15 protein-coding genes are annotated in these 13,041 nt (G+C 50.0%); 11 read left to right on the top strand and 4 right to left on the bottom strand.

Annotated features, from left to right (window positions below; translation table 11 throughout):
• Positions 1-193 precede the first annotated feature (193 nt).
• The gene (locus tag NQS30_RS21100) at positions 194-1,057 is read left to right on the top strand and encodes a RhaT/GlcU family sugar-proton symporter (protein WP_003156317.1); all 864 of its coding nucleotides are present in this window, start codon (positions 194-196) and stop codon (positions 1,055-1,057) included.
• Between the two features lie 20 nt (positions 1,058-1,077).
• On the top strand, positions 1,078-1,863 hold the full coding sequence (gdh, locus tag NQS30_RS21095) for a glucose 1-dehydrogenase (RefSeq protein WP_007410286.1): 786 nt from the start codon (positions 1,078-1,080) through the stop codon (positions 1,861-1,863).
• A 45-nt stretch (positions 1,864-1,908) separates the two neighbouring features.
• Here gdh and NQS30_RS21090 read toward each other — a convergent pair whose 3' ends face one another.
• Genes NQS30_RS21090 through NQS30_RS21080 form a run of 3 tightly spaced genes read right to left on the bottom strand, consistent with a single transcriptional unit; the run spans position 1,909 to position 4,766 of the window.
• A complete protein-coding gene (locus NQS30_RS21090; RefSeq protein WP_012116813.1) occupies positions 1,909-2,520 on the bottom strand; it encodes a YcnI family copper-binding membrane protein in 612 nt (203 codons plus the stop codon).
• A 12-nt stretch (positions 2,521-2,532) separates the two neighbouring features.
• The gene (locus tag NQS30_RS21085; protein ID WP_052827050.1) at positions 2,533-4,161 is read right to left on the bottom strand and encodes a copper resistance CopC/CopD family protein; all 1,629 of its coding nucleotides are present in this window, start codon (positions 4,159-4,161) and stop codon (positions 2,533-2,535) included.
• 32 nt (positions 4,162-4,193) lie between these two features.
• Positions 4,194-4,766 (bottom strand): DeoR family transcriptional regulator, encoded by a 573-nt coding sequence (locus NQS30_RS21080; RefSeq protein WP_012116815.1) that lies wholly within the window; start codon positions 4,764-4,766, stop codon positions 4,194-4,196.
• A 179-nt stretch (positions 4,767-4,945) separates the two neighbouring features.
• Between NQS30_RS21080 and NQS30_RS21075 the strand changes: the two genes are divergently transcribed.
• The 5 genes from NQS30_RS21075 to NQS30_RS21055 all read left to right on the top strand — a co-directional run bounded on the left by NQS30_RS21075 (position 4,946) and on the right by NQS30_RS21055 (position 8,945).
• Entirely contained in the window at positions 4,946-5,287 is a 342-nt protein-coding gene (locus NQS30_RS21075; RefSeq protein WP_003156306.1) for a hypothetical protein, read from the top strand.
• A gap of 174 nt (positions 5,288-5,461) precedes the next feature.
• Positions 5,462-6,901: a PTS mannitol transporter subunit IIBC gene (locus NQS30_RS21070; RefSeq protein ID WP_124692592.1), complete on the top strand. Its 1,440-nt coding sequence runs from the start codon at positions 5,462-5,464 to the stop codon at positions 6,899-6,901.
• A gap of 25 nt (positions 6,902-6,926) precedes the next feature.
• Complete coding sequence (locus tag NQS30_RS21065) at positions 6,927-7,358, top strand: PTS mannitol transporter subunit IIA (protein WP_124692591.1); 432 nt, start codon at positions 6,927-6,929, stop codon at positions 7,356-7,358.
• Position 7,359: 1 nt separating this feature from the next.
• Positions 7,360-8,481, top strand: a complete 1,122-nt coding sequence (locus NQS30_RS21060) for a mannitol-1-phosphate 5-dehydrogenase (protein WP_122503711.1) — start codon at positions 7,360-7,362, stop codon at positions 8,479-8,481.
• 68 nt (positions 8,482-8,549) lie between these two features.
• Positions 8,550-8,945 carry a 3-hydroxyacyl-ACP dehydratase FabZ family protein gene (locus NQS30_RS21055; protein ID WP_012116819.1) on the top strand — a complete coding sequence of 132 codons (396 nt, stop codon included), beginning with the start codon at positions 8,550-8,552 and terminating at the stop codon, positions 8,943-8,945.
• Positions 8,946-8,983: 38 nt separating this feature from the next.
• On the opposite strand, the gene NQS30_RS21050 is transcribed toward NQS30_RS21055, so the two are convergent.
• A complete protein-coding gene (locus NQS30_RS21050; RefSeq protein ID WP_003156294.1) occupies positions 8,984-9,148 on the bottom strand; it encodes a hypothetical protein in 165 nt (54 codons plus the stop codon).
• 127 nt (positions 9,149-9,275) lie between these two features.
• Here NQS30_RS21050 and NQS30_RS21045 point away from each other — a divergent pair, with 127 nt between their 5' ends.
• The 4 genes from NQS30_RS21045 to NQS30_RS21030 all read left to right on the top strand — a co-directional run bounded on the left by NQS30_RS21045 (position 9,276) and on the right by NQS30_RS21030 (position 13,032).
• Positions 9,276-10,025, top strand: coding sequence for a Cof-type HAD-IIB family hydrolase (locus NQS30_RS21045; protein WP_003156292.1), 750 nt, complete (start codon positions 9,276-9,278; stop codon positions 10,023-10,025).
• A 206-nt stretch (positions 10,026-10,231) separates the two neighbouring features.
• A complete protein-coding gene (locus NQS30_RS21040) occupies positions 10,232-10,996 on the top strand; it encodes a 5-oxoprolinase subunit PxpA (RefSeq protein WP_007410294.1) in 765 nt (254 codons plus the stop codon).
• 22 nt (positions 10,997-11,018) lie between these two features.
• Positions 11,019-12,233 carry an NRAMP family divalent metal transporter gene (locus tag NQS30_RS21035; protein ID WP_007410295.1) on the top strand — a complete coding sequence of 405 codons (1,215 nt, stop codon included), beginning with the start codon at positions 11,019-11,021 and terminating at the stop codon, positions 12,231-12,233.
• A gap of 4 nt (positions 12,234-12,237) precedes the next feature.
• Positions 12,238-13,032 (top strand): putative hydro-lyase, encoded by a 795-nt coding sequence (locus NQS30_RS21030; protein ID WP_007410296.1) that lies wholly within the window; start codon positions 12,238-12,240, stop codon positions 13,030-13,032.
• Positions 13,033-13,041 lie beyond the last annotated feature (9 nt).

The following is a 13,041-nucleotide window of genomic DNA, read 5'->3' as shown; positions in this document are numbered from 1 at the left end:
TATCGGCAATTGGCTGTTTAAAAGGTGTTTTGACCCCTGTCTCAAAAACGGGGGGCAGTCCCTCTAAGCGGGGCTGTTTTTATTGAGCAGTCTGCCGGTGAATATCGCCGGCAGGCTTTTTTGATCTTGCGGGAATAATCGGTTCGATTCCAGACAAAATAACAGCAAATACGATTGAAAGAAGGTCGCCATCATGGATATATTACTGGCTCTTCTCCCGGCTTTATTTTGGGGGAGCATCGTGTTATTTAACGTCAAATTAGGCGGCGGGCCTTACAGCCAGACGCTGGGAACGACAATCGGGGCGCTCATCGTTTCGTTTGTGCTGTATCTGTTTGTCCACCCGGTGCTGTCTGGGCGCATTTTTATTGTCGGCATCATCTCGGGGCTGTTTTGGTCGCTCGGCCAAAGCAATCAGCTTAAAAGCATACAGCTGATGGGCGTTTCAAAAACGATGCCGATATCAACGGGCATGCAGCTCGTCTCGACTTCTTTGTTCGGTGTGATCGTATTCAAAGAATGGTCAACCCCGATCGCGATTACGCTGGGTATTCTCGCCCTTATTTTTATCATCATCGGGATTGTGCTCACATCTTTAGAAGATAAAAAGGGGCGGGCGGACGGAGAACCGGGAAACTTAAAAAAAGGCATTGTCATCCTGCTGATCTCCACGCTCGGTTATTTGGTCTATGTCGTTGTGGCCCGGCTGTTCGGCGTATCCGGATGGTCAGCGCTTCTGCCGCAGGCGATCGGGATGGTCATCGGCGGGCTGCTCCTGACGTACAAGCATAAACCGTTTAATAAGTACGCCCTCAAGAACATTCTGCCAGGAATCATCTGGGCGCTCGGGAATATGTTTCTGTTCATCTCACAGCCGCGCGTCGGAGTCGCGACAAGTTTTTCCCTCTCTCAAATGGGGATCGTCATCAGCACGCTCGGCGGAATCTTCATTCTCCGTGAGAGCAAAACGAAGCGTCAGCTGGTCGCCATTGCCATCGGGATTATCCTGATCATTGTGGCCGCGGTATTCTTAGGCGTTGCGAAATCAAATTCATAACAAATGCAGGAGGTTTGAACATGTACACGGATTTAAAAGGAAAAGTCGTTGCCATTACGGGAGCTTCATCAGGATTAGGAAAAGCGATGGCGATCCGCTTCGGACAGGAGCAGGCGAAAGTCGTGGTTAACTACTATAGTAATGAAAAAGACGCCCAAACCGTTAAAGAAGAGATTCAAAAAGCGGGAGGCGAAGCGGTCATCATTCAAGGCGACGTCACAAAAGAAGAAGATGTCAAAAACATCGTGCAGACCGCGGTGAAGGAATTCGGCACATTGGATGTCATGATCAATAACGCCGGTATGGAAAATCCGGTTCAGTCGCATGAAATGCCGCTCAAAGACTGGAACAAAGTCATCAATACCAATCTGACCGGCGCTTTCTTAGGAAGCCGCGAAGCCATTAAATATTACGTAGAGAATGATATTCAAGGAAACGTCATTAACATGTCAAGCGTACATGAAATGATTCCATGGCCTCTGTTTGTTCACTACGCGGCGAGTAAAGGCGGCATCAAATTGATGACGGAAACGCTGGCGCTTGAGTACGCGCCGAAGCGCATCCGTGTCAACAACATCGGGCCGGGAGCCATCAATACGCCGATCAACGCGGAAAAATTTGCGGATCCCGTTCAGAAAAAAGATGTGGAAAGCATGATTCCGATGGGATATATCGGTGAGCCGGAAGAAATCGCGGCTGTCGCCGTCTGGCTTGCTTCAAAGGAATCAAGCTACGTAACCGGCATTACGCTGTTTGCTGACGGGGGAATGACCAAATATCCGTCATTCCAGGCAGGCCGCGGATAAGAAAAAAAGCGATCGCAGGCTCTTTAGAGCCGGATCGCTTTTTGCTTACGCGCGTTTTTTCTTTACAAGCGCCGCGATGGAAAGGATAATCGCCGCAGCTGACAGAACGATGGCTGCAATATCAAGCGCTGATACGCCGGATTTGCTTTCTTCGTTTGACTGTTCAGCTCCGTGCGCATCCGTCACGCTGGCCGATTTCGTGATTTTCGTAATCGAGTGGGGCGTGTCGGCTTTCTCATCACCCGTCCATTCTACAATGCTGCCGTCTTTGTAATATTGGTAAGCGTCCCAAGCGGCATCTCCGCTCTTTTCAGGATTTTTCGCAACGAACGTGAACTGCTGGAATTGGCCGGGCTGGATGCCGCCGTCCTTTGCTTCCCAAGTGACGGAGACCGCTTTGTCATCATGTTTGGATACGGATGTTTTCCAGCCCGGAATCGGCTGATATTGCTGAAATTCAACGCCGGCGGGCATTTTCAGCACGACTTTCGTTGTCGGCTCATTCTTTTCCACAGGCACTTTCATCGTGTACGTTTCCCAAGAACCGGCCGCGGATTCCGCGGGTTTGACTGAGACGTGGGCGCTTGCTGCCGCCGTAAAACCGACGAGTGACAGGGTCACGGCGGATATGAATAATAAAGCCTTTTTTTTCAACATGAGATACACTCCTTAGTTTGTCGTTGAGAATATTTGGTTGATTTCATTAAAATCGTTTGTCAGCCCGTGGACTTTGATCTTCCAGTTTCCCTTTTCGGTGATGGACAGGTTGGCGGCTTCAAATGTGCCTTCCTTCGTCTTCTTCAAATCAAAGGTGCTTTCATGCTGTTTGCCGCTGAAGCCCGTCTGGTAAACAGTGACCGTAAATTGCTGAATGTCTTTTACCAAGCTGCCGTTGTGATCGGTGACAATGACTTGAAATTCATTTTTACCCGGCTGGTTCGGCGTAATGTGCAAGGACAGGGTTTCCCCGTTTCCGATCGTTTCTGAGCCGTTAAAAGGCAATGGCGCAGGCGGCGGCGGGCTGGGCAGGCTTGTGAAGACGGCGGTTGTAAATAACACCGCGATGCCTAGTGCCCATTCGGCCTTTATCGTTGCGCTGATGCTCCTTTTTCTGCTGAACTTCGTTATCCATACGTGAACGGCGCCGAGCACAAGCATGATGACAAACAGTCCGATTTTCAAAAGGAGCGTCTTACCGTAAGCGGTGTGAAAGAGTGAATCAAACGTGCGGATAATGAAAAATCCGTTCAGCACACCTGAAAATAACAGCACACCGACAGAGGCGAACGCCCAAGGAGAAAACCGTCTGACCGTTTCCCAAGCGATGGTTTTATCGGTTTTTCTCCACTCTGATGAAAGAAGCAGCACAAGCGCGGCGATACCGCCCATCCATACAGACGCGGCCGATAAATGGAGAAAGTCCATCGCGATGCCGACCGCTTTTTCGTCAATGACCGCCGCATGCCCGGCGAATGCTTTTGCCAAAAGCGAAGCGAAGAAGAACAACAGCGGCGCCGTCCAGTACGCAAATGACCGGAATGCTTTCTTCTTCAACAGCGGGATCATGGACAGGGCGAGCAGGATAAATAAGCTGATCTGGATCATCCAGACGTACCCGCCTGCCGTTTTCAGAAGCGTTTCTTTTACATAGTCCGGCTGGAACGCGGCGCTCCAAGCGCCGCCCGCGTTTTCTTTCGTCTGGATCGGGAGCTGGCAGATAAGCGCGAGCCCCGTTACACATAAAGAAATCACGAGCAGCTTTACAGTTCGTTTTGCTTTTGATGAATCTTTATTATTTCTGTACCAAAACAGATGGAAAAAAGCCGTGCCGATAAACAGGGAGAGAGCGGTGTACAAAATACCGCGGTCGATGGCCGCTTCGGGATGAAGCGCCGCTTGCGATGATGTCTGCTCCTGAAGTTCTCCGCCGGCTTTTCCGACACTGAAAGGGATGACGCCGGATACCGGATGTCCGTCGGCCGATACCGCGTTCCATTCCGCTCTGTAAATATCATGCGGCAGGTTTTTTTTCAATGCCGCGGTCATGATGCGGGCATCATTTTTTTGAATCACCGTTTTGCCCGCGTCGACCCGTTCGCCGGATGAATTATAGACCTTAATGGAGTGGAAGCCTTCTTCAATCTGTTCATTAAACTCAATTTCAATCTGCTTCGGCGCTTGTTTTAATTCGCTGTTCTCACCCGGATTTGAGTTTGTGATGTAGGCGTGGGCGAAGCTTGTTTTCGGAATCAAAACAAGGAACAGCAAAAAGATGAGCCAGCGTTTGTTCTGTCTCATGGATGATGACACCGCCTTCCGGTTGGTTGTTGTTATGTCTTGCTGCAGGTGCATCCCTTCTGCCTGTCGTGTAAGATGATGTCCGCCGCCTCGTCAAAGGTGCAAATGACCCCGCCGAATCCTTTTTGAAACCGTTCTGCGTAATCAAGCGTTGAGAAGGGAATCGCCTGAGGCCGGCAGCATTGAAGGTCAATATCGGCATGGACTAAAAAGTATGCGGAAGCGGCCGTCAGCGTCGTCTGGAGAAGAAAATCTTTACAAATGACGTGGGACACTTCTTCCTTTTTATCCTCATACCGCAAAATCGCGCAATGAATGCAGCACATCTGCTCAACGGCTTGTGAAACGGTAATAAGCTGAACAGAATACGAATGCTGAATCGGCCGCAGGCAATAGCCGCATTGATTGGCGCTTCGTTCTGAAGCGGGAGGGAGGGTAATGCCGCCGGGTGTCCGGATAATCCGGTTTGCATCCGCCAGCTGATTGACGTCTCTGTACACGGTCATCTCGGAGACGCCGAATCTCTCGCTTATGTCAGAGATTTTCAGCGCGCCCTCTTCTTTCAGCCATTCAAGCAAGGTTTGCTGTCTGTGAATCGGAAGCAATTCTGCATCCTCCTTTTTATGATGCGAATGAGTGATGAACCTCCCTCTAAGAGTAGATGTTTTCACAAATGCACACAAGAGCCTGATGATAAAATATGTGAAAAAATGTTGAACAATCACAAATGTAAAAGACGTAGTCAGACTCTGTTATAATAGAAGAGTTGAATGGAGGAATAAACATGAAAGAAACGACCTGCCCGAACTGCGGCAAGCCGATTACAGGCGACATGGTCAGATCATCCATGATCCCGTGCCAGTTTCAGTGCGGGCATTGCCATGTGAAATTGCGTGAATATAAAGTATCAGCTCCGATTATGGCTGCGGCCATTGCGATTACGGTGCTTTTGATTTATCTTGTGCAGATGGCCAGAACCGCCGTCATGCCGATGTTTCCGGCAGCGCGGTATGTGCCGGCCGCCATTTTCGCACTCGTATGTGCGTATCCGGTGTTTATTGTCAGTGAGCGGCTCATTGCCAAACTCGTCGTCACAAAAGGACACATTATATACAGAAAGCGGTAAGACACCTTTGATGAGGTGTCTTTTTTTGTTAAGGAGTTGTCACAGTCTCTGTGCCAAACTCCTCTTTACTTTTCATTGAATGGGGATTGTAAGCGTTTTATGATGAAGACACAGGGGAGAGAGAAACCCCGTGTCTTATTTATTTTCATCTGAAGGCAAGCAAACAGGGAGGGAATGAACATGCAGCAAGAACAGCAAGCTGGCATGAAAGTGAAGATACAGCGGTTCGGCAGTTATTTAAGCGGTATGATCATGCCGAATATCGGCGCATTTATCGCATGGGGAATTATCACCGCGCTGTTTATTCCTGCGGGATGGTTTCCGAATCCGCAGCTGAATACATTGGTAAGCCCGATGATTACGTATCTACTGCCGCTTTTAATCGCATATACGGGCGGAAAAATGATTTACGATCACCGCGGGGGAGTCGTCGGAGCGACGGCGGCCATCGGAGTCATTGTCGGAGCGGACATTCCGATGTTCTTAGGGGCAATGATTATGGGGCCTTTGGGCGGTTATCTCATTAAACAATTAGACCGTGTGTTTAAAGATAAAGTCAGACAGGGTTTTGAAATGCTGATCAACAACTTCACGGCGGGAATTATCGGAGCTGTGCTGACGATTATCGCGTTTTATGCGATCGGCCCGGTCGTCCTGTCTCTTAACAAATTGCTGGCGGCAGGTGTGGAAGTCATTGTCCACGCGAATTTGCTGCCGATTGCAAGCGTTTTCGTAGAACCGGCGAAAGTTCTGTTCCTGAATAACGCGATCAACCACGGCATTTTAAGTCCGATCGGAATCGAGCAGGCCGCCAAAGCGGGTAAATCCATTCTGTTTTTAGTGGAAGCGAACCCCGGGCCGGGACTCGGTATTTTACTGGCATATATGTTCTTTGGGAAAGGCTCTTCAAGATCGACGGCTCCGGGAGCGGCGATCATTCATTTCTTCGGGGGGATTCATGAAATCTATTTCCCTTACATCTTAATGAAACCGATGCTGATCCTCGCGGCGATCGCCGGGGGAGCGAGCGGACTGCTTACATTCTCGATCTTTAACGCGGGTCTTGTCGCCGCATCATCTCCGGGAAGCATCATCGCCATTTTAGCGCTGACGCCGAAAGGAAGCTACCTCGGCGTGCTGACGGGCGTCATCGTTGCCGCGGCCGTATCGTTTATCGTCTCGGCGTTTATTCTGAAATCGTCTAAAGCGGGCGAAGAAGATTTGACAGCCGCGGCGGAAAAAATGCAGGAAATGAAAGGCAGGAAAAGTGAAGCGGCGGCCGCGTTGGCAGACAAAGAGGAAGAGCCGGAAAACAGCGCCGCTGATATTTCCGCCGACCAAGTCAGCCGCATTATCTTCGCGTGTGACGCGGGTATGGGATCGAGCGCAATGGGCGCCTCCATTTTAAGAAACAAAGTGAAAAAAGCAGACCTGGATATTGATGTGACAAATACGTCGATCAATAATCTGCCGAATGACGCGGATATCGTCATTACGCATAAGGACCTGACTGACCGCGCGAAAGCGAAGCTGCCGCAGGCGGTGCACATTTCGGTTGATAATTTCTTGAACAGCCCGAAATACGATGAACTGATTGAAAAGCTTAAAAACTAATCAAACAGAAAGAGGGATCTTCATCATGGAAGTATTGGCTAAAGCGAACATCAAACTGAACCAGACGGTGAACTCAAAAGAGGATGCCATCCGCCTCGCGGGACAGACATTGATTGATAACGGCTACGTGAAGAACGGCTATGTGGAAAAAATGTTCGAACGTGAAGAAACATCATCCACGTTTATGGGGAATTTCATCGCGATCCCGCACGGCACGGAAGATGCAAAGGATGAGGTGCTTCATTCAGGCATTTCCGTCATCCAGATTCCGGACGGTGTGGAATACGGTGAAGGCAATACGGCAAAGGTCGTTTTCGGTATCGCCGGAAAAAACAATGAACACTTAGACATCCTGTCAAACATCGCCATCATCTGCTCAGAGGAAGAAAACATCGAACAGCTGATCAGTGCAAAGACGGAAGAAGAACTGGCCGCTATTTTCAGCGAGGTGAACTGACATGATTGCCCTTCATTTCGGAGCGGGAAACATCGGGCGGGGCTTTATCGGCGCCCTGCTCCATCATTCCGGCTATGACGTAGTTTTCGCTGATGTGAATGAAACGATGGTCAGCCTTCTCAATGAAAAGAAGGAATATACCGTGGAGCTTGCCGACGGCGGCCGGCAGACCGAAATCATCGGCCCCGTTTCAGCCATCAACAGCGCGGTGCAAGAACAAGAGCTGTACAGGCTGATCAATGAAGCGGCGATCATTACGACGGCGGTGGGCCCGAACGTTCTCAGACTCATCGCCCCGTCCATCGCGGAAGGGCTGAAGCGCAGAACGTCCTCTGAGCCTCTCAATATCATTGCCTGTGAAAATATGATCGGCGGCAGCAGTTTTCTGAAAAAAGCAGTTTTCGGACATTTGACGGAAGCGGAGCGGGAACTCGTGAACCGGACGGTCGGCTTCCCGGATTCTGCGGTGGATCGGATCGTGCCGATTCAGCACCATGAAGATCCGCTGAAAGTATCCGTAGAACCGTTTTTTGAATGGGTCATAGACAGAACCGGCTTTGCCGGCGGCCAGCCGGTACTGGAAGGCGCGTTGTTTACGGATGATCTTACGCCTTTCATCGAGAGAAAGCTGTTTACCGTCAATACCGGTCATGCCGTTACGGCGTACGTCGGCTATCAGCGCGGATTAAAAACCGTCAAAGAGGCCATCGGCCATCCGGAAATCCGGCGTGTCGTGTACGATGCACTTTCAGAAACGGGCGAGTACTTAGTGAAAGCGTACGGCTTTAAGCAAGCCGAACACGAGCAGTACATGAAAAAAATCATCGGCCGCTTTGAAAATGAATACATCACGGATGATGTGACAAGAGTCGCCAGATCACCGCTCAGAAAACTCGGAGCGAATGATAGATTAGTAGGGCCGGCCAAAAAAATAAAAGAACCGAACGCGCTGGCAGAAGGCATCGCCGCCGCCTTGCGTTTTGACTATCAGGATGATCCGGAAGCGGTTGAGCTGCAAAAGCTTATCGCGGAAAAAGGCACGAGCCGCGTTCTTCAAGACATTTGCGGTATTCAGCCGCATGAACCGCTGCACGGCATCGTGCTCAAAAAGCTCAATCAATAAAAATGAACCCGCGTCGGGGGACGCGGGTTTTTTCTTGCGTTATAATAAGAGGGAAGGGAGGCTGCGTGATGAATCAGAAGCTATTGCCCCATCGTTTTCCGTTTCTTTTGATTGACGGCACGACGAACAGTGAAGCCGGAAAATGGGCGGCTGCTTACAAAAACATCAGTGAAAATGACTGGTTTATAACTGAATCCCAAAGAGAGATGCCATTTTCGCTCGTCGTTGAAGCAATGGCCCAAACGGCGGCTTGCGCGGGAATTACCGGCGGTGACGGCCTCGGTCTCTTATCCGCGGTGAAGAAAGCGGAAAGGTTAGGTGACGCTTTGCCGGGAGACCGTCTGGATCTTTTTTTTGAGGTCACGCGAATCAGACGCGGTTTTGTGTTCGGCCGGGCGAAAGCGTCCGTTGCCGGGAAGCCTGTGGCGGAAGCTGAGCTCAGCATATTTATCCAGCCATCGTAAAAAAAGCCGCCTCCATCGGCGGCTTTCGGACAAGCGTGTTATTTTGTATCATAATCTCTTTCACTTTGTGAATTGTCCCTTTGGTCATGTTTGTGTTTTTCGTCATTGGCGTTTTCCTTCAGCTCTTCCAGCGGAATCGGATCGGTTAAATCATGATGTTCAGGATTTTCATTCGGTTTGTTCTTTTGTTTTCTTTCTTTCATCCTCCATCACCTCAATATTTCTTTTCCTCAACGTTCTCCCCGCCAAACGCAGGAAGCGGTTTTTTGTTCCTGTGGGTCATATGTATTAAAATAGAGACGACTACATTATAAAAAGTGAGGTACATATATGCCGATACAAAGAGAAGACGCAGATATTAAACTGATCGCGATTGATATGGACGGAACCCTGCTCAATGACGAGCAGCTCATCCCGGAGGAAAACCGGCGGGCGATCAAGGAAGCGGAGGCGAAAGGAATTCACGTCGTCATCAGCACAGGACGCACGCTGATGACCTGCCGCGAACTGGCTGAGTCTCTCGAGCTGTCATCCTTTTTAATCACGGCAAACGGCAGCGAAATCTGGGATTCCAACTTTGAGCTGGTTGAGCGAAAGCTTCTTCATACCGATCATATTCAAAAATTATGGGATCTGAGGAATAAGCACAACACGAATTTCTGGGCCTCTACCGTCGATAGAGTGTGGAGAGGGGAATTCCCGGAAACGATTACGGATCATCAGTGGCTCAAGTTCGGATTCGAAATCGAGGATGACGAAGTGCGGAATGAAGTGCTGAAAGAGCTCAAGGAATACAAGGAGCTCGAGATCACAAACTCCAGTCCGATCAACATCGAAGTCAATGCCCTCGGTATCAACAAAGCGGCTGCGCTGGCGAAGGTATCGGAAAAACTCGGCTTCACGATGGAAAATGTGATGGCCATGGGTGACAGTCTGAATGACATTGCCATGATTGAAAAAGCGGGTGTCGGCGTCGCCATGGGGAATGCGCAGGACATTGTGAAAGAAACAGCTGACTGGGTGACTGATGTCAACACGGAAAACGGGGTCGCCAAAGCGATCCGCCACTGGGTGTTATAATAGAAAAAAGAGAGAGTCTCAGTATGAGGCTCTCTTTTTTTTGTTTTGTCACATTTGTGACTAGGTCCATGGTAGGTTTTCTGACAAAAGGATGTTCAAACCTGTCAGAAATAAATATAATGAAGAGAAATCCAACAATTCGGAATAGTCATTCCGAATAGCGGAATGATAATCATATAAAACGTTTACAATACAGGAGGGATCTTATGTTTCAGATTGACATCAATTGTGATTTAGGAGAGAGTTTCGGTGCTTATAAAATCGGGCTGGATGAAGAGATTTTGGATTATGTGACATCTGCAAACATCGCCTGCGGCTTTCATGCGGGTGATCCCAGCGTGATGCGCAAAACGGTTGCGCTTGCGGCGGAAAAAGGCGTGAAAATCGGCGCTCATCCCGGGCTGTTCGATCTGCAGGGATTCGGACGGCGGCAGATCGCGATTACACCCGAGGAAGCATATGATCTGACGCTGTACCAAATCGGGGCGCTGTCAGGGTTTTTAAAAGCAGAAGGTGTCGAGATGCAGCATGTGAAGCCGCACGGCGCTTTATATAATATGGCCGCCGTCAATCCCGGCCTGTCAGAAGCCATCGCTCAGGCGGTCTGTCATTTTGATCCCGGGCTTATTCTTTTCGGGCTTTCCGGAAGCGAGCTGATTAAAGCGGGAGATCGAATCGGACTGAGGACGGCAAGCGAAGTGTTTGCGGACCGCACCTATCAGGAAGATGGCACGCTGACGCCGCGTTCAGAGCCGGATGCGCTGATTCAGGATGACAAAAAAGCGGTCGGTCAAGTGATTCAAATGGTGAAAGACAGCACGGTGACATCACGTAAGGGACAAGCTGTAAGCCTGAAAGCGGACACAGTCTGCATTCACGGAGACGGAGCCCACGCCCTCACATTCGCAAAAACAATCAAAAAAGAATTAAAAGCGGCAGACATTCAAATCAGCGCGCTTTCAAAAGACTGAGCAGCAGAGGGAGGAAGACAGCATGGAGCAAAAGAAAAAAACAGCCGGAAAGGCTTCCGGCAAATGGTCGCTTCTTTTAGGCGCGACATTTTTGATGGCGACATCATCAATCGGGCCCGGCTTTCTGACGCAAACGGCCACGTTTACCAATACATTGGCGGCAAGCTTCGGCTTTATCATTTTAATTTCTATTATTTTGGACATTTTCGCGCAAACCAATGTATGGCGGATTATCGCGGTTTCCGGAAAGCGCGGCCAAGAGATTGCCAATATGGTGCTTCCGGGCGCCGGTTATGCCATTGCTTTTCTGGTCGTGCTCGGCGGACTTGCGTTTAATATCGGAAACATCGGCGGCGCGGGTCTCGGTCTTCAAGTATTATTCGGGATCAAACCGGAGATCGGCGCTTTAATCAGCGCAGCGGTCGCGGTGCTGATTTTTGTCATAAAGGAAGCCGGAAAAGTCATGGACCGTTTTATGCAGATCGCCGGAATCGTCATGATCGTATTGACTGTGTATGTTGCCGTAACGACGGCTCCGCCGGTCGGACACGCCGTTGTGAAAACTTTTATGCCTGATCATATCAGTGTGCTGGCGATCGTGACGCTTGTCGGCGGCACGGTCGGCGGATACATTACATTTGCCGGCGGCCACCGTTTGCTTGATTCAGGCATCCAAGGGAAGGAAGTCCTCCCTCAGGTTACGAAAAGCTCCATCACAGGCGTTCTGATTACATCGATTATGCGGATTGCCCTGTTTCTCGCCGTGCTCGGCGTCGTCTCAAAGGGCCTGAGCATTGATCCTGATAATCCGGCGGCTTCTGTATTCCGGCTTGCGGCGGGAAATGTAGGCTATAAAATTTTCGGCGTCATCATGTGGTCTGCAGCTATCACGTCTGTCATCGGCGCCGCCTATACATCAGTATCATTTTTCAAATCATTTTCAACAAAAATCGAAAAGCACTCACATGGCGTCATTATCGGTTTTATCATCGTATCCACTCTTATTTTTGTTACGATCGGCCAGCCTGCCAAAATTCTGGTCGCGGTCGGTTCGCTTAACGGCTTAATTCTGCCGCTTGCATTAGCGATGATACTGTTGGGCGCTTATAAGAAAAAAATCGTCGGCGATTACAAGCATCCGATCTGGCTCACGATTGCAGGGGCGATCGTAGTGGTTGTCATGGCGGTTATGGGCATCTATACATTATTCACGCAGATGCCGCAGCTATGGAGCTGATGATATGAAAAACCATATGAGTGACATGAGTCCCGAAGAAGTCAGACAGCTGATCAGGAAGGGGCAGATGACCGGGCCGACGGCGGGGATGGCCGCTTCTTACGCACAAGCCAATCTCGTCGTTTTGCAAAAGGATCTGGCCTTTGATTTTCTCTTATTCTGCCAGCGCAATCAAAAGCCTTGTCCGGTGCTGGATGTGACGGATGCGGGTTCACCCGTTCCGGCAATAGCTGCGCCGGGAGCTGATATCCGGACGGACTTTCCGAAATACAGGATTTATCGGCATGGCGTGCTTACTGAAGAGGTAACGGATATTACGCCGTATTGGAAGGATGATTATGTCGGGTTTTTAATCGGCTGCAGTTTTTCATTCGAGCAAGCCCTTATTAATCAGCACATTCCAATCAGGCACATCGATGAGGGTGTGAATGTCCCCATGTATAAAACAGACATTGACTGTGTTCCCGCCGGCCCGTTTTCTGGAAAGATGGTCGTCAGCATGAGACCGATTCCGGAAAGGCTTGCAGTCCGCGCGGCGCAGGTCACGTCACGTTTTCCCGCCGTGCACGGCGCCCCCGTCCGCATCGGTAATCCGCAAAGCATCGGTATCAGCGATTTGCATCAGCCGGATTTCGGAGATGCCGTAACGGTGCGGGAAGGTGAAGTTCCCGTATTCTGGGCTTGCGGCGTTACGCCCCAGGCGGTGATCATGGAAGCAAAGCCTGACATCGTAATAACACATTCACCGGGGCACATGCTGATCACCGATATACGAAATGAATCGCTTGCTGTCCTGTAAGTGAGAAAG

This window comes from Bacillus sp. B1(2022) (genome assembly GCF_040259625.1).
In the GTDB taxonomy this organism is placed as follows: Bacteria; Bacillota; Bacilli; order Bacillales; family Bacillaceae; genus Bacillus; species Bacillus velezensis.
This window is presented reverse-complemented; position numbering and strand designations above follow the sequence as displayed.

Coding starts and splice junctions, on each gene's coding strand:
- NQS30_RS21100 (WP_003156317.1), top strand. CDS start 194: ATGGATATATTACTGGCTCTTCTCCCGGCTTTATTTTGGGGGAGCATC.
- gdh (WP_007410286.1), top strand. CDS start 1,078: ATGTACACGGATTTAAAAGGAAAAGTCGTTGCCATTACGGGAGCTTCA.
- NQS30_RS21090 (WP_012116813.1), bottom strand. CDS start 2,520: ATGTTGAAAAAAAAGGCTTTATTATTCATATCCGCCGTGACCCTGTCA.
- NQS30_RS21085 (WP_052827050.1), bottom strand. CDS start 4,161: ATGAGACAGAACAAACGCTGGCTCATCTTTTTGCTGTTCCTTGTTTTG.
- NQS30_RS21075 (WP_003156306.1), top strand. CDS start 4,946: ATGAAAGAAACGACCTGCCCGAACTGCGGCAAGCCGATTACAGGCGAC.
- NQS30_RS21070 (WP_124692592.1), top strand. CDS start 5,462: ATGAACATGCAGCAAGAACAGCAAGCTGGCATGAAAGTGAAGATACAG.
- NQS30_RS21065 (WP_124692591.1), top strand. CDS start 6,927: ATGGAAGTATTGGCTAAAGCGAACATCAAACTGAACCAGACGGTGAAC.
- NQS30_RS21060 (WP_122503711.1), top strand. CDS start 7,360: ATGATTGCCCTTCATTTCGGAGCGGGAAACATCGGGCGGGGCTTTATC.
- NQS30_RS21055 (WP_012116819.1), top strand. CDS start 8,550: ATGAATCAGAAGCTATTGCCCCATCGTTTTCCGTTTCTTTTGATTGAC.
- NQS30_RS21050 (WP_003156294.1), bottom strand. CDS start 9,148: ATGAAAGAAAGAAAACAAAAGAACAAACCGAATGAAAATCCTGAACAT.
- NQS30_RS21045 (WP_003156292.1), top strand. CDS start 9,276: ATGCCGATACAAAGAGAAGACGCAGATATTAAACTGATCGCGATTGAT.
- NQS30_RS21040 (WP_007410294.1), top strand. CDS start 10,232: ATGTTTCAGATTGACATCAATTGTGATTTAGGAGAGAGTTTCGGTGCT.
- NQS30_RS21035 (WP_007410295.1), top strand. CDS start 11,019: ATGGAGCAAAAGAAAAAAACAGCCGGAAAGGCTTCCGGCAAATGGTCG.
- NQS30_RS21030 (WP_007410296.1), top strand. CDS start 12,238: ATGAAAAACCATATGAGTGACATGAGTCCCGAAGAAGTCAGACAGCTG.